Below are 21,340 nucleotides of genomic sequence, written 5' to 3'. Positions count from 1 at the left end.
ATCAATGCGTCCATTGAAACTCGTTCTCGCCGCTGCTTTCTGCCTCGTGGCGACGTTGGCCCAGGCTGCGGGTTTCCGCTTGCTCGGCATCCCGGCCGATCACGATGGCCCGACGCTGACAGGCGCGGTCTGGTATCCGTGTGCGCAGCCCCCGGGAAGCGTGAAACTGGGTTTCGTGGTCATGTCCGTCGCAAAGGACTGTCCGATCGCCGGCGAAAACCTGCCGCTTGTCGTTATCTCGCATGGCTGGAGCGGCAGTTTCGTCGGCCATCGCGACATCGCCGAAACCCTGGCGGATGCCGGCTTTGTCGTCGCCGCCGTCGATCATGGCGACAGCGCGACGAACGAGAGGCGTAACGGCGATTTCTCCGTACTGATCGAGCGGCCGACCGACATCAGACGCGTGATCGACTTCATGCTCGGCCCTTGGTCCGACGCGTCCCGGATCGATGCGGCGCGTGTCGGATTCTTCGGCTTTTCGCGGGGTGGCTATACGGGGCTTGTCGCGATCGGTGCCGACCCCGTTTTCGGAAAAGCGCCGAAGTCGTGCGCGGGCAAGAACAGCCTGGTCTGTGAACAAATCCGGCGAGGCGAGCTGCCGGCACTTCCTCACGATCCCCGCATCAAGGCGGCGGTGATCGCCGATCCGCTGAGCCTCTTCTTCACCGCGGGGAGTCTGAGGAATGTAAAGGTGCCGGTACAGCTATGGAGTTCGGCGCATGGTGGCGACGGCGTGACGCCGGAACGCGTCGCGGCCATCGCCCGGGAATTGCCGGCCGGGGTCGAGTTTCACGTGGTGCCCAATTCGCAGCATTTCGATTTTCTGCCGCCATGCCCCGCCGAACTGATAAAGCGCGCGCCCGAGATCTGCTCCGATCCCCCGGGCTTTGACCGCGCGGCCTTTCACAAGGAACTCGATGCCGACGTGCTCGCGTTCTTCCGCAAGAACTTTGCTGCCCCTTGATGGCCCGGCTTGAGCCGGCTCGCCGCACTCCAGGGCGCTCGAATCAGATATTCCACGACCGAGCGGTATCCAGCAGCCGCTCCCTTAGCTGATCCACTTCCCCGGCGAGCTTCGCCGAAATCGACACATACCCGGACAGTTGCGGCGGCGGCGCGTCGTGCGGCACGTCCGGGCGCCGCCGCGTGCCGCCGAGCCGGCTCGGCGTGCCGAACTTCAGCGCGCGGCTCGCGCCGACCAGCCGGTCGCGGATGTTCAGGTCGGTCGCCTTCATCGCAACGCGCAGGTAGTCGCGGGCGGCCGTATCGTCGCGGGCCGGCCGCACGCTCGCGAGGATCTCGAGGTAGCTGATGCAGAGCCGCAGGTTGCGCTGGATTGCGTCGAGCTGCTGCATCGAGATCTCGCACTCCTTCGACACGGACGGCATCAGCGAACGCAACTGCACGAGCAGCGCGCCGAGCGCGGCCATCTCCTTCAGGTGCGCTTCGTCGCTGACCTGCCGGTCGCCCGCGATCCGCGCGTGCACGGCGGCGCAGGCGCGCAGCGCGTCAGCGAGCGTGTAGCGCCATGAGTAGGTCGCGTAGAGCGGCAGCGCGAACGAGAACGACAGCGCTATCGCGATGCCGACCAGCACGTTCACCGCGCGCCACAGGCCGTCGACGATCTCGTTGTCGCCGTGCCCGGCGACGATCACCATCGTAATCGCCGACAGCAGCGCGATATAGCCGGCCTTGCCGATCGCGTGATACGCGCAGACGCCGCAGGCGATCGCCATCACCGCGTAGATCGCGAGCGGCGCGTGGACGGCCGAGTGCAGCAGGATCAGCAGCAGCCCGGCGAGCGCGCCGATCGACGTGCCGAGCGCGCGCTCGGCGGCCTTCTTGCGGATGTTGCCGTGATGCTGCAGGCCGCCGACGACGACCAGCACGGTGATCGTCGACCATTCGCCGTGCGGAATCCGCAGGCCGGTCGACAGGCCGATCGACACGAGGATCGCGAGTGCGACGCGCGCGGCGTGGATCAGTTTCGCGTGCCGGTAACGGCGATAGGGATCCAGCAGCGGACGGAGCGCGTTACGGATGAGGGGCGGCAGCCGGGTGTGAGGCAGGGTGGTCATGACGGGATGCGGGGTGACGAACAGGCGCGCCGGCGCAAATCCGGCCGGCGTCCGGCGTCGCATTGCGGCTGCGATCGGAGACGTAACGCTAGCCCAACGCGCACCGGCTGTCCACGGCGGGATGCGGGCGGCGGGCCGCCCGTCACGCCGCGGTCCGGCTCCGCGCGGTGTCCCACACGCGGTTGCGGCCGCTGGATTTCGCTTCGTACAGCGCTTCGTCGGCGAGCTTCAGCAGCATCGCGGCGCTCAGCGCGCGGTCGCGCGTGGTGGTCGCCGTGCCGATGCTGACGGTCACGAGCCCGTACGGGCTCATCACGTGCTCGATGTCGAGCCCGGCGATCGCGCGCCGGATCGCCTCCGCGACGGTTGCCGCGCCGCGCGCGTCGGTGTCGGGCAGCGTGACCACGAATTCCTCGCCGCCGTAGCGCGCGACGTGATCGCTCGGGCGCCGCAGGCAGCGCAACGCGCACTGCGCGACCTGGCGCAGCACGTTGTCGCCCGACTGATGGCCGTAGTAGTCGTTGAACGACTTGAAGTGATCGACGTCGATGAACAGCACGGACAGCGGCCGGCTGCTGCGGGTCGCGCGCTGGGCCTCCTGCGCGAGCACGGCATCGAACCGGCCGCGGTTGTCGAGGCCGGTCAGCGCGTCGGTATGCGCGAGGCGGTACAGCTTCGACTCGGCGACCTGCCGGCGCTTCAGCTCGCGCGACAGCAACAGCGAGCCCGCCGCGATGATCGCCGTGAAGGCGGCCATCAGCACCCCGATCCAGATCGCGCGCTCGCGCCACGGCGCATAGATGTCGTCCTCGGCGGGCGCGACGTTGACGATCAGCGGCAGGCCGGCCAGATGCCGGTAGACGAAGTAGCGCCGCACGCCGTCGATGGCCGCCGTGCCGTTCAGCACGCCTTCGCGATGCGCGATCGCCTGGATGAACAGCGGCCCGTTGTGCAGGTCGAGGCCGACGAGGGCCGGGTCGTACGGCTGGCGGCACACGAGCGCGCCGCTGTCCTCGATGATCGCCGCGGTGCCCCGCTTGCCGACCGCGATGCCGTCGAGCAGCGCGCGGAAGTAGTCGATGCTCAGCGTGCCGACGACGATGCCGCCGAACGAGCCGTCGGGGCGGTCGATCCGGCGGCTGAGCGCGATCGTCAGCGCGCCGTTGCGCAGCCGGGACGCGTAAGGCTTGCTGATGTACAGGCCGTGGGCCAGCCTGTCGCGGTGCGCGACGAAATAGTCGCGGTCGGCGAAGTTGCCCCGCCGCGCGGGCCCCGAGCGGGAATCGATCTCGATGTTGCCCTGCGGGTCCATCACGAAAATCGAGCCGAGATAGGTGCCGGTCGCCGCGCGGTCGAACAGCACCCGGTTACGCATGGACGGCGGCAGCGCCATCACGGCCGGATCGGCGACGCCGTCGACGACGTTCTGCAGCGACAGGTCATACAGCTCGATATTCCGGGCGATGTCGCGCTCGATGAGCAGCATCAGGTTGCGGGCGTTTTCGATCGCGTGGCGGTAGGCATCGCGGCGGGTGTCGATCAGGAACGACGCGCACAAACTCCAGCTGAACAACAGCAGAACGACGCCCAGGACGATGACGCCGGCGGGCGACAGAATCCGTGCGGCCGTCGACGAGATGTGGCGGCGCAACGCGGGCAGCAGCGGGAATCGCATCATCCTGGCAGGCGAAAGGCGGCGGAAGATGCATGGTTTCGATGATTCCGCACGATTATTTCAAGATAATCCATATTATCTCGCGAACTTTGACAATCTTGCCATCTCGTCAAAACCGTTCATGCATTTAAATGCCATCCGACCCGGTTATCTTTCATTACCTTGTCAGGGCCCGTGGTGGCGATCTGATGTGAATCTGCCTCTCGCAAGCCGTCATTTTGTCTGATTATTAAAAACCAGTTTGTATTATTTTCTGATTAATTGGCATTTTGGCGGTTTGGGACCGGACGGCAATCGGCCGTGCCGGCGGGGGCCGGCCCGCCGTCCGTAACTTGCCGCCCGCCGCTTGCCGCTTGCCGCACGCCGCTTGCCGCGCGCCTCCAACTCCTTGATTCTGCAAAGGCTGCGCGTTGCGTCGGTTGCGCACCGCGTGCGCTGTCCCCCTGACGAATCAGGTAGAATCCGCGCTTCGCCGCAGGCGCCCGGCGCGCGACGCGCTCCGGGACTGCATCGAATGCAGGCCAGGGGGCGCATTGCGCCTCGATTTCGCACGGGCGCCGGCCACGCATGCCGCCGGCCCGCTCAACGTTCGTCCGTTTTATGTCCGCACTTCCGAATCCCGACCAACCCGGTTCGTCCGCGAACCCCCCCAAGCTTCACCGCGCGCTGAAGGCGCGTCACCTGACGATGATCGCGATCGGCGGCTCGATCGGCACCGGCCTGTTCGTCGCGTCCGGCGCGTCGATCTCGCAGGCCGGCCCCGGCGGCGCGATGGTCGCGTACATGCTGATCGGCCTGATGGTGTATTTCCTGATGACGAGCCTCGGCGAGATGGCGGCGTTCATGCCGGTGTCGGGCTCGTTCGCGACCTACGGCGCGAAGTACGTCGACGAGGGCTTCGGCTTCGCGCTCGGCTGGAACTACTGGTACAACTGGGCGGTGACGATCGCGGTCGAGCTGGTGGCCGCGCAGCTCGTGATGCACTACTGGTTCCCGGACGTGCCCGGAGTCTGGTGGAGCGCCGCGTTCCTCGGCGTGATGTTCCTGCTCAACGTGCTCACCGTGCGCGGCTTCGGCGAGGCCGAATACTGGTTCGCGCTGATCAAGGTCGTCACCGTGCTCGCGTTCATCGGCGTGGGCCTGCTGATGATCTTCGGCATTCTGAAGGGCGCGCCGCACAACGGCTGGAACAACCTCACGATCGGCGATGCGCCGTTCGCGGGCGGCCTGCCGGCGATGATGGGCGTCGCGATGATCGCGGGCTTCTCGTTCCAGGGCACCGAGCTGATTGGCGTCGCGGCCGGCGAGTCGGAGAATCCGCGCACGACGATCCCGCGCGCGGTGCGCCAGGTGTTCTGGCGGATCCTGCTGTTCTACGTGCTGGCGATCTTCGTGATCGGCGTGCTGATTCCGTACACCGACCCGAACCTGCTGAAAAGCGACGTGACCGACATCGGCGTGAGCCCGTTCACGCTGGTGTTCCGCCACGCGGGCCTCGCGTTCGCGGCGGGCGTGATGAACGCGGTGATCCTGACCGCGGTGCTGTCGGCCGGCAACTCGGGGATGTACGCGTCGACGCGGATGCTGTACACCCTCGCGACCGAAGGCCGTGCGCCGAAGCTGTTCGCGAAGCTGTCGCCGGGCGGCGTGCCGCGCAACGCGCTGTATGCGACGACGGCGGTCGGCGCGCTGTGCTTCCTGACGTCGCTGTACGGCGACAAGACCGTCTACATGTGGCTGCTGAACACGTCGGGGATGACGGGCTTCATCGCGTGGCTCGGCATCGCGGTCAGCCACTACCGGTTCCGCAAGGGCTACGTCGCGCAGGGCTATTCGCTCGACCAGATGCCGTACGAGTCGAAGTGGTTCCCGTTCGGCCCGCTGTTCGCGTTCGCGCTGTGCATCGTGATCGCGCTCGGCCAGGACTACCAGGCGTTCCTCGCGAACCGGATCGACTGGATCGGCGTGCTCGCGACCTACGTCGGCATCCCGCTGTTCCTCGCGGTGTGGGCCGGCTACCGGCTCGTCAACAAGAGCCGCTTCGTCCGCTACGAGGACATGGAGATCGCGCCGTGGGTGGACGCGAACCGGGACGGGCAGCGGAGCATGCAGCCGGTGTCGACGCCGGAGACGGCGGCATAACGGCGCATAACGGGCGCGGCCGATAGCGCTGGACGCCGGCGACGAAACGGGAAGCCTCGCGCTTCCCGTTTTTTTTCGCGGGTATCTTTCGGTCCGGGGGCAAAGCCGGTTATATTGCCCGACCCATCACGGCGCGCGGGGCGCGCAACCAAGAGGAATTCATGAGCGCATCACCTGCCGAGCGGACGGCCGAGACCGTCTCCATCGTGCGAATCGAAGCCGCGATCAATGCGTGGCGCGAAGTGTACCCGCCGGCCCCGGACGGCGAGGACGGCTACGCGCTCGATGCCGGCAGCAACTGCCTCGCGGAACTCTATGGCGCGATGATCTGCCACCAGCAGTCGAGCGTGTCGCTCGATACGCTGAACGCCGATCAGCGCGATGCGCTGTTCGCGACCGAGGTGTAGGACCGCGTCGACGGCAGCAAGCGACGAAACGGGAAGCTGGCCGCTTCCCGTTTTTTTTTTGAGGGGCGCGCCGTCAGCCGAAGGGGCCGGCATTCAGGTCCGCACCGATTCTGCCGATAATCTGCCCATCACAAGAGCGGAGAATCGCCATGGGTTTGAAGAAACGGCGGGCAACGCGTGTCGCGTTGCTCGGGATGATGGCCGGCGGAGCGATCGCGCTCGCAGGATGCGCACCGGCGATACCGGTACAGGAAGCGCATCTCGATGCATTGGCAACCGGCGCCCCGGTCAGGATCGTCACGCAGGACGTCACGGTGCGGCTGTCCACCGGCTACACGCGCAGGATCGCGGCGGGCTCGCAGTGGCGCGATGTCGGTTCGCTCCCTCAAGGTCGCGTGTTTCGGGCCGTAAATACGGTGTTTGCCATCGAGGGGCGGCAGGTGCACGAGGCCTACCTGGTGCTGAAAGGCGACGCGCTCGTTGGCTTTTACCTTCCCGGAGAGGCGCATTTCTCTCCGCTCGATCCACCCGTACCACTTCAACTGGGAGACCTTCGATGATCAAGATGTGCCGTGCCTTGCTGCTTGCCGGTAGTGTAGCGTTGCTCGCGAGCGGTTGCGCGTCGGGGCCGCAATACAAGGAAATGGCGTCGTCGATTCCGACGCTGGCGGCCGACCACGGCCGGATCTACTTCTTTCGCTCCGGCTCCGTGTTCGGCGCAGGGCTGCAGCCGCAGATCAAGCTGAACGGGCAGGCCGTCGGCCAGTCGAAGCCGGGCGGGTTCTTCTACGTGGACGAGCCGGCCGGCCAGTACACGGTGTCGACCGCGACCGAAACGGAAAAGACGGTTTCGTTCGCACTGGATGCCGGAGAGACGAAGTACGTGCGCACGTCCGTGGCGCTCGGCGTGCTCGTCGGCCGTGTCGTGCCGTCGCTCGAGGATTCGGCCGTCGCGATGGAGGCGATCAGCGACCTGAAGTATTCGCGCGGCGAGACGCAGGCTGCGCAATCGAAGGACAGCCAGTCGAAGTGATGTCCCGTGGCCGCGCGCCCGGCGCGCGGTAACGCCGCATGCGAATGCGAGACCGGGCGGCCGTGCCGGCAGGCGATGCCGCCTGTCGAAGCCGGCATGCCCGGGCCACTGCCGTCATCCCTGATCCCCACCCCCCACCGGCAGCACCGATCCGGTGACATACGACGCCTCGTCCGACGCAAGAAACAGGATCGCGCCGACCTGCTCGTCGATCGTGCCGTAGCGATGCATCGGGCTCGACGCGACCGTCTGGTCGACGATCGCCTGATACCAGCGCGTTTCCTGCTCGCTCGGCGGCTCGGTGTTGCGCGGCACGATGCGCGGCGGCGCTTCGGTGCCGCCGGTCGCGACCGCGTTCACGCGGATGCCGTTGTGCGCCTGCTCGAACGCGAGGCTCGCGGTCAGCGCGTTGACGCCGCCTTTCGCGGCCGCGTACGGAATCCGGTGGATGCTGCGCGTCGCGATCGACGACACGTTGACGATCGCGCCGCGCTTGCGCGCGATCATCCCCGGCAGCACCGCGTGGCAGCACCACAGCGTCGGGAACAGCGAGCGGCGGATCTCCGCGTCGATCTGGCGCGGCTCGTACGCGTCGAACGGCTTCGCCCAGATCGTGCCGCCGACGTTGTTGATCAGCACGTCGATCCGGCCGAACGCGTCGAGCGCGGCCTGCGCCATTTGCGCGGCGCCTTCGGCCGTTTCCAGATCGGCGAGCACGGCAATCGCGCGGCCGCCTTCCCTTTCGATGTCGGCGGCGACGTCGCGCACGGTCGCCGCGCGGTCGACGAGCACGAGCGTCGCGCCTTCCCGCGCGGCACGCAGCGCGACGCCGCGGCCGATTCCCTGGCCGGCGCCGGTGACGACGACGACCTTGTCCGCGAAGCGGTTCGGATGGGGCGTGTTCATGCGGCGTTGCTCGACGAGAATTTTTCGAAATACAGGTTGGCCGGCGTCACGCCGCATTCGCGCAGCCACGCCTGCACCGCGTCGACCATCGGCACGGGGCCGCACAGGTAGACGTCGACGTCGCCGTCGTTGAGCCACGCCGGATCGACGTGCGCGGTCACGTAGCCCTTGCGCGGATGCGCGCTGCCGGCGTCGGCGACGCAGGTACGGTATTCGAAGCCGGGCAGGCGGCGCGTGACGTCGTCGAGCTGGTCGAGCGCGACGAGGTCGGCGTCGTTCGTCACGCCGTACACCATCCGCACCGCTGGTGCGCCACTGCGATGGCCGTCCGCGCGCGCCGCGCACGCGTCGAGCATCGACAGGAACGGCGCGATGCCGGTGCCGCCCGCGAGGAACAGCGCGGGCCGCGCCGCGTCGCGCAGGTAGAAGCTGCCGTGCGGGCCGGAGAACGCGATCCGCTGGCCGGGCGCGGCGTCCTGCGCGAGATAGCCGCTCATCCGGCCGCCCGGCACGTTGCGCACGATGAACGACACGCGCGCCGCGCCCGGCTGCGAGCTGAACGAATACGAGCGCGACGACGCCGTGCCGGGAATCTCGACGTTCACGTATTGCCCGGCGAGGAAGCCGAGCTGCTCGGGCGCGTCGAGGTCGATCGCGAAATGGATCGTCGAGTCCGACAGCTTGTCGACGGCCGCGAGCGTGCCTTCATGGCGCGCGGCGCCCGTCTTGCAGGCGGTCGACGACGCCGGCACGCGGATCACGCAGTCGCCGCGCGGGCGCGTCTGGCACGCGAGCACGTAGCCTTGCGACGCTTCGTCGGCCGTCAGCGCGTCTTCGATGTAGCTCGATTCGGGCAGGTCGTAGCGGCCCGATTCGCAATGGCAGCGGCAGGTGCCGCATGCGCCGTCGCGGCAGTCGAGCGGGATGTTGATCTGCTGGCGGTACGCGGCGTCGGACAGCTTTTCGCCGTCGCGGCACGCGATGAAGCGGGTCACGCCGTCTTCGAATTGAAGCGCGATGGTGTGTTCCATGGTCGTCTCCTGTCGACCCGAGTTGGCGCTTCGGCGCTTACCCGGGTCCCATGCCTGATAGTCGGCCCGAGCTGGCGCTTCAGCGCTTGCTCGGGGCCCCGGAAAGGCAATCTTCCTCATCAGATGTGATAGACGTCGATCACCTGGTTGATGTAGTCGTTCTTCAGCACGACGTACTTGTTCAGGATCTGCGGCGCGGCGCCGTTGAAATCGATCACGTAGCGCGACATGCCGAAATACGTCGACACGGTCTTGTAGCGAAAGCTCAGCGTGTGCCAGTTGAAGCGCACCGTGCAGATGCCGTCTTCATGCTTTTCCAGCTCGACGTTCGCGATGTTGTGGCTCGTGCGCGTGTCGGGCATCGTCGCGCTCGAGCGTTCGGTCTTGATGCGGAACACGCGATCCTCGAGCCCTTGCCGGCTCGGGTAGAAGATCAGCGAGATCTCGCGCTGCGGATCGGTGACGAGCGCGTCGTCGTCGTCCCACGACGGCATCCAGAACTGCGCGTCCGGGTGGTAGCAGGCGAGCCAGTCGTCCCATTGCTCGTCGTCGAGCAGGCGGCTTTCGCGGTACAGGAACGCCTGGACGTCGGTGATCGGGATCGGGTTCATGCCTGGCTCCTTTCGGCTTCGATAGCCTTCCTCATCGTGTCGGCCCAGTAGCGGTGCTGCACCGTATAGAGCCCTTCGTCTTCCGTCTTCACGCCGCTCATCACCGGGTTCAGGCCGATCCCGCGCGCGGCGTCGTCCGGGCCGTCGATCCAGTGCGTCGAGCCGCGGCACATGTCGTTCCACGCGACCGCGATGCCCGCATAGCCTTGCTGGCATGCGCGGAATTCCTCGAGATCGTCGGGCGTCGCCATGCCGCTGACGTTGAAGAAGTCCTCGTACTGGCGGATGCGGCGCGCGCGCGCGTCGGCATCCTCGCCCTTCGGCGCGATGCAGTAGATCGTCACTTCGGTGCGGTTCACCGACAGCGGGCGCAGCACGCGGATCTGCGAGCCGAACTGGTCCATCAGGTACACGTTCGGGTACAGGCACAGGTTCCGCGAGTGCTGGATCATCCAGTCGGCGCGCTCGCTGCCGCAGCGCGCGGCGAATTCGTCGCGGCGGTTGAAGTTCGGGCGGTCCTCCGGATTCGACCAGCGCGTCCACAGCAGCATGTGGCCGCGCTCGAACGCGTAGAAGCCGCCGCCCTGGCGGCCCCAGCTGCCGGCGTCCATCGCGCGGATGTTGTCCTCGCGCGCGTTCTGCTCCTTGCGATGGTTGGTCGTCGCCGCGTAGTTCCAGTGCACGGCCGACACGTGGTAGCCGTCCGCGCCGTTCTCGGCGGTCAGCTTCCAGTTGCCTTCATACGTATAGGTCGACGCGCCGCGCAGCACTTCGAGCCCGTCGGTGGACTGGTCGACGATCATGTCGATGATCCGCGCCGCTTCGCCGAGGTGGTCCTGCAGCGGCGGCACGTCGGGATTCAGGCTGCCGAACAGGAAGCCGCGATAGCTTTCGAAGCGCGCGACCTTCTTCAGGTCGTGCGAGCCTTCCTTGTTGAAGCACTCCGGATAGCCGGCGTCTTCCGGGTCCTTCACTTTCAGCAGCTTGCCGCTGTTGTTGAAGGTCCAGCCGTGGAACGGGCACGTATAGGTCGCCTTGTTGCCGCGCTTGTGGCGGCACAGCATCGCGCCGCGGTGCGTGCAGGCGTTGACGAACGCGTTCAGCTCGCCCTGGCGGTTGCGCGCGATGAAGATCGGCTGGCGGCCGATGTGGGTCGTGTAGTAATCGTTGACGTCCGGAATCTGGCTTTCGTGCGCGAGGTAGATCCAGTTGCCTTCGAAGATGTGCTTCATTTCCAGCTCGAACAGCGCCTCGTCCGTGAAGGCGCTGCGATGCAGGCGATAGTCGCCGCGCGCCTTGTCCTCGATGAGGAAGTCGTCGAGCGTGCGCACGGCGGGTGCGCGTTTCGGGTAGATCGGGATCATCGGGTGTCTCCATATTGGCCGCAGCGCGTGCGCCGGCACGGGCTCCGGTCCCGCGCAAGGCGGTCAGGGGCGGCGCGCGCGTTCGCGGCGCGCACCATCGAAGCGGTTCAGGCGGCGGCGCGGATGCGCGTCACTTCCGCGTCCGGCGCCGCGGCGTGCTCGCCGTGCAGCCGGAAATCGAAATCGATCGACGCGAACGGCCGGTCGACGCCGTGGCGGGCGAGCTCGGCCGGCGCGCCCACACGCTCGATCGCCGGCACGAGGCCCTCGCGGCTCGCGAACGCGAAGTCGTCCCACAGGTACGCGTCGCCGTCGATGTTGATCTGCGTGGTCAGCTTGCGATGGCCCGGCGCGGACACGAAGAAGTGGATGTGCGCGGGGCGGCGGCCGTGGCGGCCGAGCCGGTCGAGCAGGCGCTGCGTGGCGCCGTCGGGCGGGCAGCCGTAGCCGACCGGCACGATGCTGCGAAACTGGTAACGGCCGTGGGCATCGGTGACGATCGTGCGGCGCAGGTTGAACGCGCTCTGCGTGCTGTCGAAGAACGAATAGTTGCCCAGCAGGTTCGCGTGCCAGACCTCGACCTTCGCGCCCGCGAGCGGCGCGCCGTGCTCGCCGTACACGGTGCCCTGCATGAACAGGAGGTCGCCGTTCGCTTCGTCCGCGCCGTCGTCGAGGCGCGCGAAGCCGATGCTCGCCGGCGCGCCGGCCACGTACAGCGGGCCTTCGATCGTGCGCGGCGTGCCGCCCGTCAGGCCGGCCCGCGCTTCGGCCTCGTCCATGCGGATGTCGAGGAAGCGCTCGAGGCCGAGGCCCGCGGCGAGCAGGCCGAGCTCCTGCGTCGCGCCGGCTTCGGACAGGTATTCGATGCCTTTCCACACCTCGGACGGGGTCAGGTCGAGATCCTCGATCGCCTTGAACAGGTCGGCGGTCAGGCGGACCACGACCTGCCGGATGCGGGGATCGGCTTCGCCGTGCGCGGCGCCGACGATGAACCCTTCGACGAGGGCTTCGATGTCACTGTGGGTCACTGTCTTCTCCTGGCTCTGATGGGCCGCGATCCGGCGGGATGCGCGCATTTCCTCTGATCTTCGCCGGCCCGGACCGATTGGAGTGTTGATGCCCTGAGGGTATAGTTGTGGGATTCCGAGCAGGCAGTTGAAGGATAGTTGTGCGCGAAATGCATCGTCCAACACTGATTTAGTATCAGTTCCATATCCAAGAGGTATTGAAATGGAATTGCGGCACCTTCGTTACTTCGTCGCGGTGGCCGAGGAGCGGAATTTCACGCGCGCGGCGGAGCGGCTGCACATCGCGCAGCCGCCGCTGAGCCGCCAGATCCAGCAGCTCGAGGAGATGCTCGGCGTGCCGCTGTTCGAGCGCAACGCGCGGCCGCTGAAGCTGACCGACGCGGGGCGCTTCTTCCATTCGCATGCGGTGCAGCTGCTCGCGCAGACGGCCGAGCTGGAATCGATGACCAAGCGCGTCGGCAAGATCGAGCGCAGCATGTCGATCGGCTTCGTCGGCTCGACGCTGTACGGGATGCTGCCGAAGATCATCCGGCGCTATCGCGACGAATACCCGGCGGTCGAGCTGAGCCTGCACGAGATGTCGACGATGGACCAGATCAAGGCGCTGAAGGAGGGGCGGATCGATGTCGGGTTCGGCCGCATCCGTCACGAAGACCCGAGCGTGCGGCGCGTCGTGCTGCGCGAGGAGCGGATGATCGTCGCGCTGCCGCTCGGCCATCCGCTCGAGCGCGCGAAGGAGGTGCTGTCGCTGCACGACCTCGTCAACGACACGCTGATCATCTTCCCGAAGGCGCCGCGGCCGAGCTACGCGGATCAGGTGCTGGCCGCGTTCCATGACCGCGCGCTGAAGCCGCGGCGCATCTACGAGACGCGCGAGCTGCAGATCGCGCTCGGCCTCGTTGCGATGGGCGAGGGCGTGTCGGTCGTGCCGCACAGCGTGTACGGGCTGAAACGCGACGACGTCAGCTACAAGCCGCTCGACGATCCGAACCTCGTGTCGCCGATCATCATGAGCATGCGGATGCTCGACGAATCGGAGGACATCCGCGCGATGCAGGCGCTGATCTACCGGCTGTACGACGAGGAAAAGATGGCGTACCTGCCGCCGCAGCAGGAGTAGGGCCTGTTCACGCCAATAGCGGGCTTGCGAACGTGCGTTGCCGGCGCGCGGGCTTGACGCGATGCGCATCGCCGCGCCAACATGGCCGGCATTCGGCGCGGCCGGAGGGTGCCGGCCGCTTTCACGCAAACGACAATCGACATGACGCATATCGCACACGAGGAGACCTGGATCGAGACGCCGCAAGGGCGTCTCTTCGCGAAACGCTGGCGCGGCGCGCCGGCGGCCGATGCGGCCGCGAGCCCGATCGTGCTGCTGCACGATTCGCTCGGCAGCGTCGGGCTGTGGCGGGACTTTCCGGAGCAGCTTGCGCAGGCGACGCAGCGCGACGTGATCGCGTACGACCGGCTCGGCTTCGGCCGCTCCGATCCGCATCCGGCGCGCTTGACTACGACGTTCGTGCGCGACGAGGCGGACCACGCATTTCGCGCGCTGCGCGAGCAGCTCGGCTTCGCGTCGTTCGTCGCGTTCGGCCACAGCGTCGGCGGCGGGATGGCGGTGGGATGCGCGGCGGCTTATCCCGACGGATGCCGCGCGCTCGTGACCGTCGCGGCGCAGGCGTTCGTCGAGGCGCGCACGCTGGCGGGCATTCGCGAGAGTGAACGCCAGTTCGCCGAGCCCGGCCAGCTCGACCGTCTCGCGCGCTATCACGGCGACAAGGCCGAATGGGTGTTGCGCGCGTGGGTGGATACGTGGCTGTCGGCGGCGTTTCGCGACTGGAGCCTCGACGACGTGCTGCCGCACGTGCGCTGCCCGACGCTCGCGATCCACGGTTCGCAGGACGAATACGGCTCGTCCGTGCACCCGAACCGCATCGCGTCGCGCGTGGCCGGACCGTCGTCCGTCATGATGCTGAGGGAATGCGGGCACGTGCCGCACCGCGAGCGCACGGCCGACGTGCTCGACGCGGTGAAGGATTTTCTGACGCGGCATGGGGCGTGAGTGCCGGGTGGTGTGCCAGATAATGAAGAACGCGAAACGAATTCTCATCGGGGCGGTTGCGATGATGGCGGCCGCTTGCGCACATGCATTCGAGTTTGAGGATGCGGTGCCGCTGACGATCGGCGCGATGCAACGCAACGCCCGGCCGTCCGATATCGATGTGTCGCTGGACGGGAAAGCGGTCACGGTTGCCGCACGCTTGCGCAATGAAACGCATGCGTGGGTGAAAGGCGGGTACTACGCCTATACGCCTTTGTTTCACCGCCTCGGCGCTGGCGAGGAGAACTATGAAAAGAGCTTTTCCGATTTGAAGGTGACCTTCGACGGAAAAGCGATTCCGCTTGTCGTCGAGCGGCGCGCGTTCTTTCTCGGCAAGGACGTGACCGGCAATGTCAGGGCGGCTGGCCTGGATACGCTTCCGAGTGAAGAGAGCGATCTCGCGCAGGTTGCCCGAATCAAACCGCAGCTGGGCATGCAGCTGAACGATGGCCGCGATTGGGAAGGGTTCGTGTCGTACTCCTGGGTCGTTCCGGCGCCGCCTGATTCGACGGGCGTATTGACGATCCGCTATCAGGCGCTGCCGCAGTTCAGCCTGGAAGAGGTGACGAGTGCGCGCTTTGCCCGACTGGTTGAACAGCACTGCGGCGACGCAGCGCGCGTGACGCAAAGGCTGCGCGCGATGGAGGCGGGATCCGGACAGATTCTGGTGCAGCGATACGTCGTGCCCGTTTCCTTCATGAACCGGTCGCCGGTCAAAGTGAGCCTGTCGCAGCCGAGCCCCGACTGGATGGGCGGACAACCGTTGCTATCGCTGGCGTGCGGCCTGACTTCGCGCGACGGTGCGTCGCTTCCCGCAACCGGCGTGATCGACGATTCGGATGCGGCGTTGTCGATCCTGGTGATTTCGAGCCCGGCCCGTTAGCTACGACCCGTGGCCGGACCGTCAACCATCACGGTGCCGAAGGAACGCGGCCGCGTGCCGCACCGCTCGGGCGCTTGAGCACCCGAGCCGGCGGCGGGCAGGGGGCGTTCAGAACGCGAGCTGAATCGCGAGATCGATCGCGAGCAGCGCGATCGAACAGCCGATGCCGACGACCACGTTCGGCAGCCGATGCTCGAAATCGCGGTCCTTGCGCATCGCCGCGCCGAGCAGGTAGAGCGCTTCGATGACGATCTGCAGGCCGACGAACAGCAGCATCAGCAGGTATTCGTAGCCCATCTCCTTGAAGCCGGCGAAGTGCATCCCGTGATCGCGGATCCACTGGCCGACGCGCAGCAGCTCGTAGACGAGCAGCAGCGCGGGAAACAGGTAGCTGACGAAATAGGTCGGCACGCTGGCGTGCCGCAGTTCGAGGTGGAAATGATGCGTGGCGGCCATCACGAATTCCTCCTTGCAAACAGGTTTGCGATCGCGACGGCGACGCGCAACGTGCGCATGCAGGGTTTGCCCGGCGCACTGTGCGCAGCCGTACGTCATCAGCATACTGCTGCGCGGCGAATTTGGCATGAGCGTGTCTCGTAACGGCTACGCAGGCTTACGGTTGCCGTACATCGGCGGCGCTGCCGCTTACGCTTTCGCTTGCGCCCCTTCGACAAACAGCCGGGCGACCGCCTGGAACTCGCGCTTCGGCGACAGCCCCGGCACAGTCAGCCAGCGCAGCATCGCCGCGAGATACAGGTGATGGAACCACGTCGCGAGCTGATCGGCGCAAAGCGCGCCGTTCAGTTCGCCGGCTTGCTGGCCCGCGACGATCAGCTGTTTCCAGACGAGCGCGATGTCGCTGCCGCTTTCCGCTTCCGCTACGCCGATGCTCAGGAAGCGATGCCGCAGGTACGCGAGCAGATAGACCGGATGCTGCTCGCACCATGCGGCCGACGCGTCGAGCACGCACGCGAGCCGCGACGCGAAGGTCTTGCGTCGCGCCACGTCGCGTTGCAGATGCGCGAGATCGCGTTCCAGTTCGCCTTCGAGCCAGTGCGCGAGCACCGCTTCCTTCGTCGGAAAGTGGTTGTACAGCGTGCGCTTCGCGACGTCGGCCTCCGTGGCGATCTGCTCCATCGTGACCGCGTCGTAGCCGTGCGCGTCGAACAGGCGCGCGGCGGTCGCGGCGAGATGCGCGAGCATCTGGATGCGCTTGCGCGCGCGGCGGCCCGGATCGTCGACGGCAGCTTCCATGGCAAAGGGTCCTTACAGAAAGTGCATGAGTTGCATTAGTATACGACGTGCACTTTTTTGACGCCAATCCACCACGTTGCTGACAAGGGGGTCATGCATGAAGCTCGTCATCGTCACCTACGGCACCGAAGGCGATACGCGCCCGCTCGCGGCGCTCGGCCGTGCGCTGCTCGATGCCGGCCACGAGGTGCGGCTGCTGGCCGACGCCGCGACGCTCGGTTCGGCCGCCGCGCTCGGCGTGCCGTCGGCCGCGCTGTCGGGCGACATCCGCCGCGCGCTGGCACCGGGCGAAGCGTTGTCGGACGCGGTGAACGGGCGCGGCGGCTTCAACGACACGTCGAAGGCGCTCGCGGCGATCGCGAATGCCAATGCCGCCGCGTGGATGCGCGAAGTCGCCGATGCGTCGGCGGGCTGCGACGCGATCGTCGTGTCGGGGCTCGCGGCGTTCGTCGGCCTGTCGGTTGCCGAGTATCGCGGCGTTCCCGCGATCGGCGCAGGGCTCATCCCGATCACGCCCACCGCCGGCTTCCCGTCGCCGTTCCTGCCGCCGGACAAGCTGCCGCGCTGGCTCAACCGCGCGAGCCACCGGTTCGTGAATGCGCTGCTGTGGCAGGCGTTCCGTCGCTCGACCAACGCGGCGCGCGCGAGCGTCTGCGGGTTGCCGCCGCGCAAGCGCGTCTGGACCGGGCATCCGATGCTGTACGGCGTGTCGCCGGCGCTGCTGTCCGGCCCCGCCGACTGGCCGGACAACGCGTGCGCGTGCGGGCAATGGAGCGTCGACGATCCGGCGTGGACGCCGCCGCCGGCGCTCGACGCGTTTCTCGCCAACGGCGAGCCGCCGGTCTATGTCGGCTTCGGCAGCATGGCGGGTTTCGATCGCGCGTCGCTGACGGATGCGCTGGTGACGGCGCTCGACGGCCGCCGTGCGCTGTTCTATCCGGGATGGAGCGGGATCGATGCGTCCGCGCTGCCGAAGCACGTGTTCGTCGTCGGCGACACGCCGCATCGCTGGCTGTTTCCGCGCACGTCGATGGTGATTCATCACGGTGGATCGGGCACCACGCACTCGGCGGCGCGCGCGGGCGTGCCGTCGGTCGTGGTGCCGTTCGCGGGCGACCAGTTCTTCTGGGCGAACCGGCTTCAGCGGCTCGGCGTGGCCGCTGCGCCGGTGGCGGGCAAGCGGCTGCGGGCCGCCGAGCTTGCGCACGGCATCGCGTTTGCGCGGCGCGACGACGTGAAAGCGCGCGCCGCCGAACTGGGGCGGCGCATCGCGCAAGAGCACGGGTTACGGCGGGCGGTCGCCGGGATCGAGCGATGGGGCGCAAGCGCGCGGGCGCAGGCCCGCGTCAGAAATGCCCGGTGAAGCGATACCGGCTGCCCGGATGCCACAGATTGACCGTCGACGCGACGACGCCTTGCGACCACGTGCGCCGATGCAGCATCAGGCACGGCTCGCGCTCGTCCATCGTCAGCAGGCGGCGCGTTTCCGCATCGGGCATCGCGGCCTCGATCCGGTATTCGACGCGCTGCAGCGGCGCGACGCGCGTCAGGTACTGGTTCGGCGTCGTCGTCGTGAAGTCCTGCAGCGCGTAGTCGGGCGCGCAGGCCGGATTGACCCAGCGCTCCTCGAGCTGCACGGGCGTGTCGTTCTCGAAGTGCAGCACGCGCGAATGGAAGATCGGCCTGCCGGCGTCGAGCTGCATCTCGTCGGCAAGCTTCGCGTCGGCGACCGTCGCGCCGACCTGCAGCACCTGCGCGCGATAGCCGTGGCCGCGCGCGCCGACTTCGTCCGAGATGCTGCGGATCGCGACGAGCGTCGACTCGTACTTCGGCGTCGCGACGAAAGTCCCGGAGCCGCGGGTGCGCGTCAGCACCTGCTCGGCCGTCAGCTCGCGCAGCGCGCGATTGACGGTCATCCGCGCGACGTTGAATTCGCGCGCGAGTTCGTTCTCCGACGGCACCTGGTCGCCTTCCGCCCATTCGCCGGCGTGGATCCGCGCCAGGATGAAATCCTTGATTTCCTGATAGATCGGTGTGGTCATTGCATCGCTGTTCAAGAGGCGGCGGCCGTCGGCCCCGCATGCCGGGCCGGTGCGCGAGCCCGGGCGGAGTGTACCGGGTTTGCGGCTGCGTCCGCCCGATTCAAGGTGAATGATCCCCGTTAATGCGGCGCGCGTCCATGCGGGGGATCGTGCACGCGGTTCGCAAGGGCGGGCCGTTGCCCGGATGATCGCCGCTTCATGCCAGATATGAGAAAACCTGATCGATTCCGGCAATAAATTGCAATTTGCGTCATTCGTGCCTGATGGCACCATGCGCCGGATTCACGAACCCAGGGAACACGCAAGCCATGAACCCCATCGACAACCGGGCAGCCATGACCCGCCGGCACGCAGCCGGCTCGCCGTCGTCGCCGCTCCGCAGACAATTGATCCGGGGCGCCGCGGCACTCGTCGGCGCGAGCATGGTCGGCGCGCTGCCGGCATGCAACGGCGAGAGCGACGCACTCGGCGCCACGCCGGATGCGGGCCGGGCTTCGGTGCCGGCCGGCGCCGCCGCGCGAACCGCGTATGCGATGCCCGGCGAAGACGCCCCTCATGCGGCGACGTACATGGCGTTCGCGTCCGGCGCGGCGGGGATCTGGACGCGCGTGACGGCGGGCGGCACGAACGCGGGGATCAGCCGCGTGCGAGCCGACCTGATGGACGTCGCCAAGGCCGTTGGCACATACGAACCGGTCAACATGCTGGTGCTGCCGGCCGACCTCGCGGTCGCGCGGAAGCTGCTCGACACGCCGAGCGGCGCCAATCCCGGCATCCATGCCGGCTACGTGCGCCGGCCCGCCGGCACGGGCGGGGTCAGGCTGGTGCCGGTCGCGAACGGCTTCGACGATTTCTGGACGCGGGATACCGGCTGCGTGTTCGTCAAGGATGCGCGCAACGGCAACGCGCTCTGCGCGGTGGACTTCAATTTCAACGGCTGGGGCAACGCGAATACGGATGGCGTGATCGTGGAGGACGGGGGGATCTGGCGCGTGCCGGACATTCCCGCTGCCGTGCGGGCCGCGAGCAACCGGTCGAAGGCGGGCGTGTTCTATCAGCCGTTCGCACACGACAACAAGCTCGCTGCGTGGATGGCGAACGCGCATCGCGCGCCGCTGATCCGCAGCACGCTGACGCTCGAAGGCGGCGCGCTCGAGGTCGACGGCGAAGGAACGGCGATCGTGACGGAGTCGTCGGTGCTGCACGTGAACCGCAATCCGCAGCTGTTCAGCGTGCCCGACGGCGATGTGAGCCGCGCGAAGCTGCTGCCGACGGCCAGGGAAACCGTGCGCGCCGAATTGCAGCGCACGCTCGGCATCGACAAGGTCATCTGGCTGCCGGGCACGGCGATCTACCCGCGGCGATGCGGCGCCGGTGCGTCGCCCGGCGCCGCCACGCCGGAAGCGGAAACGGACATCACGAACGGACACGCGGATTTTTATGCGAAGTTTCTCGCGCCGGGCGTCGTCGCGTATGCGTCCGATCCGGCGAACGCGACGGGCGAGCGCGCGTTGATGCTCGACAACCTGAAGCACCTGTCCGGCCAGACCGATGCGCGTGGCCGGGCGCTGCAACTGGTCGAACTGGCGGCGCCCGCCGAGTATGGCGAATCGGACGGCGTCGTGCTGAACCGCAGCCAGATGGCGAACTTCGCGGCGGGCTACATCAACTTCTATCAATGCAACGGCGCGTTCATCGTGCCGAAGTTCAACGACGCAGCGGCCGACCAGGCGGCCGTAAACGCATTGCGGCCTTATGCGGGCTCGCGCGCGATCGTCCAGGTCGATATTCTCGGGATCGCGTCGGGCGGCGGTGGCCTGCATTGCGCGACGCGCGAGGTGCCGGCGTGAGCGAACCGGCTGCCGCGGCCAGCTAGCGTGTCATGCGCGGTCCTGAGCGTCGCGATTCCCTTGCCGGCACAGCCAGTCGAACACGTCGGCCACCGTCCGCGAGCGCGGCGCGCCGGCCACCCGCGACATCCACCACGACGCGCCGGGCAGGCGCGGATAGCCGGCCACGATCTTCAACGCGCCCCGCTCGACGCTGTCCTCGACGAGCAGGCGCGGCAGGCACGCGATGCCGTGCCCGCGCAGCGCGGCGTCGAGCGCGAGGCGCTGGTCGTCATGGATCGTCTTCACGTCGAACGTGGCGAGCTGCTCGCGCAGGATGGCCGCCGACTCTTCGCGGACGATGTCTTCCTCGAGGCAGACGAGCCCCGCATGCAGGTGGTGCCGGTCGAGCGGCAGCGGGTCGAGCCGCGCCGCGAGCTCGGGCGCGCATACGGTCACGCGCTCGTCCTGCAGGAACGGTATTTCAAGCAGCCCGGGCTGCATGAGCGGGCGCTGCCCGATCGTGATGTCGACGTCGATCTCGTCGACGTAGCGCGCACTTTCGTCGGTCGACAGCAGCGGGCACAGCTCGGGGATGTCCTGCCGCATCCGCGCGAGACGCGGCTGCAGCCAGCCGTGCAGCAGCGGCGCGGGACAGACGATCACGACGAGGCCGGGCGTCAGGTAGGTGCCGATGCGTCCGAGCCCGCTGCGCAGCGTGTCGAGCGAGCGCTGCACCGTGCGCAGCAGCACGTCGCCGCCGACCGTCAGCTCCACGCCGCGGCCGACGCGGCGAAACAGCGGTTGCCCCAACTGCTCCTCGAGCTGCTGGATCTGATGGCTGATCGCCGACTGCGACAGGTGCAGCTCGTCGGCCGCGCGCGAAAAATTGCCGAGGCGGGCGGCCGCTTCGAAACCGATCAGCAGCTTCAACGACGGAATGCGTTGCATGGAGG

Annotated in this window: 21 protein-coding genes; 10 read left to right on the top strand and 11 right to left on the bottom strand. The window is 67.6% G+C overall.

The genetic code is table 11. The annotated features are described in order from the left end of the window. Window positions 1-4 precede the first annotated feature (4 nt). Complete coding sequence (locus ACFIMZ_RS31315) at window positions 5-964, top strand: alpha/beta hydrolase family protein (protein ID WP_431823315.1); 960 nt, start codon at window positions 5-7, stop codon at window positions 962-964. Window positions 965-1,007: 43 nt separating this feature from the next. Here ACFIMZ_RS31315 and ACFIMZ_RS31310 read toward each other — a convergent pair whose 3' ends face one another. Together ACFIMZ_RS31310 and ACFIMZ_RS31305 are read right to left on the bottom strand one after the other, a co-directional pair. Next, window positions 1,008-2,078 carry an FUSC family protein gene (locus ACFIMZ_RS31310; RefSeq protein WP_431823314.1) on the bottom strand — a complete coding sequence of 357 codons (1,071 nt, stop codon included), beginning with the start codon at window positions 2,076-2,078 and terminating at the stop codon, window positions 1,008-1,010. Between the two features lie 142 nt (window positions 2,079-2,220). After that, window positions 2,221-3,756 carry a sensor domain-containing diguanylate cyclase gene (locus tag ACFIMZ_RS31305; protein WP_431823313.1) on the bottom strand — a complete coding sequence of 512 codons (1,536 nt, stop codon included), beginning with the start codon at window positions 3,754-3,756 and terminating at the stop codon, window positions 2,221-2,223. 597 nt (window positions 3,757-4,353) lie between these two features. Between ACFIMZ_RS31305 and ACFIMZ_RS31300 the strand changes: the two genes are divergently transcribed. The 4 genes from ACFIMZ_RS31300 to ACFIMZ_RS31285 all read left to right on the top strand — a co-directional run bounded on the left by ACFIMZ_RS31300 (window position 4,354) and on the right by ACFIMZ_RS31285 (window position 7,335). Further along, window positions 4,354-5,895 carry an amino acid permease gene (locus ACFIMZ_RS31300; RefSeq protein WP_431823312.1) on the top strand — a complete coding sequence of 514 codons (1,542 nt, stop codon included), beginning with the start codon at window positions 4,354-4,356 and terminating at the stop codon, window positions 5,893-5,895. Between the two features lie 161 nt (window positions 5,896-6,056). After that, the gene (locus tag ACFIMZ_RS31295; RefSeq protein ID WP_431823311.1) at window positions 6,057-6,302 is read left to right on the top strand and encodes a DUF3717 domain-containing protein; all 246 of its coding nucleotides are present in this window, start codon (window positions 6,057-6,059) and stop codon (window positions 6,300-6,302) included. A gap of 149 nt (window positions 6,303-6,451) precedes the next feature. Further along, window positions 6,452-6,862, top strand: a complete 411-nt coding sequence (locus ACFIMZ_RS31290) for a hypothetical protein (protein ID WP_431823310.1) — start codon at window positions 6,452-6,454, stop codon at window positions 6,860-6,862. Beyond that, the gene (locus ACFIMZ_RS31285) at window positions 6,859-7,335 is read left to right on the top strand and encodes a DUF2846 domain-containing protein (protein ID WP_431823309.1); all 477 of its coding nucleotides are present in this window, start codon (window positions 6,859-6,861) and stop codon (window positions 7,333-7,335) included. The genes ACFIMZ_RS31290 and ACFIMZ_RS31285 overlap by 4 nt, the downstream gene beginning before the upstream one ends. 114 nt (window positions 7,336-7,449) lie before the next feature. Here the strand turns inward: ACFIMZ_RS31285 and ACFIMZ_RS31280 are convergent, their stop codons facing one another. From ACFIMZ_RS31280 to catA, 5 genes are all read right to left on the bottom strand, one after another. Next, a complete protein-coding gene (locus tag ACFIMZ_RS31280; RefSeq protein WP_431823308.1) occupies window positions 7,450-8,241 on the bottom strand; it encodes a 1,6-dihydroxycyclohexa-2,4-diene-1-carboxylate dehydrogenase in 792 nt (263 codons plus the stop codon). Beyond that, entirely contained in the window at window positions 8,238-9,272 is a 1,035-nt protein-coding gene (gene benC / locus ACFIMZ_RS31275; RefSeq protein ID WP_431823307.1) for a benzoate 1,2-dioxygenase electron transfer component BenC, read from the bottom strand. The genes ACFIMZ_RS31280 and benC overlap by 4 nt, the downstream gene beginning before the upstream one ends. Before the next feature lie 119 nt (window positions 9,273-9,391). After that, a complete protein-coding gene (benB, locus tag ACFIMZ_RS31270; RefSeq protein ID WP_431823306.1) occupies window positions 9,392-9,883 on the bottom strand; it encodes a benzoate 1,2-dioxygenase small subunit in 492 nt (163 codons plus the stop codon). Next, window positions 9,880-11,247, bottom strand: coding sequence for a benzoate 1,2-dioxygenase large subunit (gene benA, locus ACFIMZ_RS31265; RefSeq protein WP_431823305.1), 1,368 nt, complete (start codon window positions 11,245-11,247; stop codon window positions 9,880-9,882). Before benA ends, benB begins: the two co-directional genes overlap by 4 nt. Before the next feature lie 107 nt (window positions 11,248-11,354). Then, complete coding sequence (gene catA, locus ACFIMZ_RS31260; RefSeq protein WP_431823304.1) at window positions 11,355-12,275, bottom strand: catechol 1,2-dioxygenase; 921 nt, start codon at window positions 12,273-12,275, stop codon at window positions 11,355-11,357. Between the two features lie 202 nt (window positions 12,276-12,477). Here catA and ACFIMZ_RS31255 point away from each other — a divergent pair, with 202 nt between their 5' ends. From ACFIMZ_RS31255 to ACFIMZ_RS31245, 3 genes are all read left to right on the top strand, one after another. Next, a complete protein-coding gene (locus ACFIMZ_RS31255; protein ID WP_431823303.1) occupies window positions 12,478-13,395 on the top strand; it encodes a LysR family transcriptional regulator in 918 nt (305 codons plus the stop codon). Between the two features lie 141 nt (window positions 13,396-13,536). After that, window positions 13,537-14,337, top strand: a complete 801-nt coding sequence (locus tag ACFIMZ_RS31250; protein ID WP_431823302.1) for an alpha/beta fold hydrolase — start codon at window positions 13,537-13,539, stop codon at window positions 14,335-14,337. A 22-nt stretch (window positions 14,338-14,359) separates the two neighbouring features. After that, window positions 14,360-15,259 (top strand): hypothetical protein, encoded by a 900-nt coding sequence (locus tag ACFIMZ_RS31245; protein ID WP_431823301.1) that lies wholly within the window; start codon window positions 14,360-14,362, stop codon window positions 15,257-15,259. Between the two features lie 108 nt (window positions 15,260-15,367). Here ACFIMZ_RS31245 and ACFIMZ_RS31240 read toward each other — a convergent pair whose 3' ends face one another. Beyond that, window positions 15,368-15,715, bottom strand: a complete 348-nt coding sequence (locus ACFIMZ_RS31240) for a hypothetical protein (protein ID WP_431823300.1) — start codon at window positions 15,713-15,715, stop codon at window positions 15,368-15,370. Window positions 15,716-15,904: 189 nt separating this feature from the next. Next, a complete protein-coding gene (locus ACFIMZ_RS31235) occupies window positions 15,905-16,513 on the bottom strand; it encodes a TetR/AcrR family transcriptional regulator (RefSeq protein ID WP_431823299.1) in 609 nt (202 codons plus the stop codon). A 97-nt stretch (window positions 16,514-16,610) separates the two neighbouring features. Here ACFIMZ_RS31235 and ACFIMZ_RS31230 point away from each other — a divergent pair, with 97 nt between their 5' ends. Next, window positions 16,611-17,876, top strand: a complete 1,266-nt coding sequence (locus tag ACFIMZ_RS31230; protein ID WP_431823298.1) for a glycosyltransferase — start codon at window positions 16,611-16,613, stop codon at window positions 17,874-17,876. Here the strand turns inward: ACFIMZ_RS31230 and hutC are convergent. Continuing rightward, window positions 17,860-18,555: a histidine utilization repressor gene (gene hutC, locus ACFIMZ_RS31225; protein ID WP_059618470.1), complete on the bottom strand. Its 696-nt coding sequence runs from the start codon at window positions 18,553-18,555 to the stop codon at window positions 17,860-17,862. The genes ACFIMZ_RS31230 and hutC overlap by 17 nt on opposite strands. Window positions 18,556-18,863: 308 nt before the next feature. Between hutC and ACFIMZ_RS31220 the strand changes: the two genes are divergently transcribed. Beyond that, window positions 18,864-20,405, top strand: coding sequence for an agmatine deiminase family protein (locus tag ACFIMZ_RS31220; RefSeq protein ID WP_431823297.1), 1,542 nt, complete (start codon window positions 18,864-18,866; stop codon window positions 20,403-20,405). 30 nt (window positions 20,406-20,435) lie between these two features. On the opposite strand, the gene ACFIMZ_RS31215 is transcribed toward ACFIMZ_RS31220, so the two are convergent. Next, window positions 20,436-21,335: a LysR family transcriptional regulator gene (locus tag ACFIMZ_RS31215; protein WP_431823296.1), complete on the bottom strand. Its 900-nt coding sequence runs from the start codon at window positions 21,333-21,335 to the stop codon at window positions 20,436-20,438. Between the last annotated feature and the right edge of the window lie 5 nt (window positions 21,336-21,340).

This window comes from Burkholderia sp. F1 (assembly GCF_050813845.1).
Classification (GTDB): domain Bacteria; phylum Pseudomonadota; class Gammaproteobacteria; order Burkholderiales; family Burkholderiaceae; genus Burkholderia; species Burkholderia ubonensis.
Note: the sequence above shows the minus strand (reverse complement) of the source record. Positions and strands in the feature narration are given on the sequence as shown.

Coding starts and splice junctions, on each gene's coding strand:
- hutC (WP_059618470.1), bottom strand. CDS start 18,555: ATGACCACACCGATCTATCAGGAAATCAAGGATTTCATCCTGGCGCGG.
- ACFIMZ_RS31305 (WP_431823313.1), bottom strand. CDS start 3,756: ATGATGCGATTCCCGCTGCTGCCCGCGTTGCGCCGCCACATCTCGTCG.
- benC (WP_431823307.1), bottom strand. CDS start 9,272: ATGGAACACACCATCGCGCTTCAATTCGAAGACGGCGTGACCCGCTTC.
- ACFIMZ_RS31230 (WP_431823298.1), top strand. CDS start 16,611: ATGAAGCTCGTCATCGTCACCTACGGCACCGAAGGCGATACGCGCCCG.
- ACFIMZ_RS31215 (WP_431823296.1), bottom strand. CDS start 21,335: ATGCAACGCATTCCGTCGTTGAAGCTGCTGATCGGTTTCGAAGCGGCC.
- ACFIMZ_RS31255 (WP_431823303.1), top strand. CDS start 12,478: ATGGAATTGCGGCACCTTCGTTACTTCGTCGCGGTGGCCGAGGAGCGG.
- ACFIMZ_RS31300 (WP_431823312.1), top strand. CDS start 4,354: ATGTCCGCACTTCCGAATCCCGACCAACCCGGTTCGTCCGCGAACCCC.
- ACFIMZ_RS31280 (WP_431823308.1), bottom strand. CDS start 8,241: ATGAACACGCCCCATCCGAACCGCTTCGCGGACAAGGTCGTCGTCGTC.
- ACFIMZ_RS31240 (WP_431823300.1), bottom strand. CDS start 15,715: ATGGCCGCCACGCATCATTTCCACCTCGAACTGCGGCACGCCAGCGTG.
- ACFIMZ_RS31250 (WP_431823302.1), top strand. CDS start 13,537: ATGACGCATATCGCACACGAGGAGACCTGGATCGAGACGCCGCAAGGG.
- benA (WP_431823305.1), bottom strand. CDS start 11,247: ATGATCCCGATCTACCCGAAACGCGCACCCGCCGTGCGCACGCTCGAC.
- ACFIMZ_RS31315 (WP_431823315.1), top strand. CDS start 5: ATGCGTCCATTGAAACTCGTTCTCGCCGCTGCTTTCTGCCTCGTGGCG.
- ACFIMZ_RS31235 (WP_431823299.1), bottom strand. CDS start 16,513: ATGGAAGCTGCCGTCGACGATCCGGGCCGCCGCGCGCGCAAGCGCATC.
- ACFIMZ_RS31290 (WP_431823310.1), top strand. CDS start 6,452: ATGGGTTTGAAGAAACGGCGGGCAACGCGTGTCGCGTTGCTCGGGATG.
- ACFIMZ_RS31245 (WP_431823301.1), top strand. CDS start 14,360: ATGAAGAACGCGAAACGAATTCTCATCGGGGCGGTTGCGATGATGGCG.
- ACFIMZ_RS31295 (WP_431823311.1), top strand. CDS start 6,057: ATGAGCGCATCACCTGCCGAGCGGACGGCCGAGACCGTCTCCATCGTG.
- ACFIMZ_RS31220 (WP_431823297.1), top strand. CDS start 18,864: ATGAACCCCATCGACAACCGGGCAGCCATGACCCGCCGGCACGCAGCC.
- benB (WP_431823306.1), bottom strand. CDS start 9,883: ATGAACCCGATCCCGATCACCGACGTCCAGGCGTTCCTGTACCGCGAA.
- ACFIMZ_RS31285 (WP_431823309.1), top strand. CDS start 6,859: ATGATCAAGATGTGCCGTGCCTTGCTGCTTGCCGGTAGTGTAGCGTTG.
- ACFIMZ_RS31310 (WP_431823314.1), bottom strand. CDS start 2,078: ATGACCACCCTGCCTCACACCCGGCTGCCGCCCCTCATCCGTAACGCG.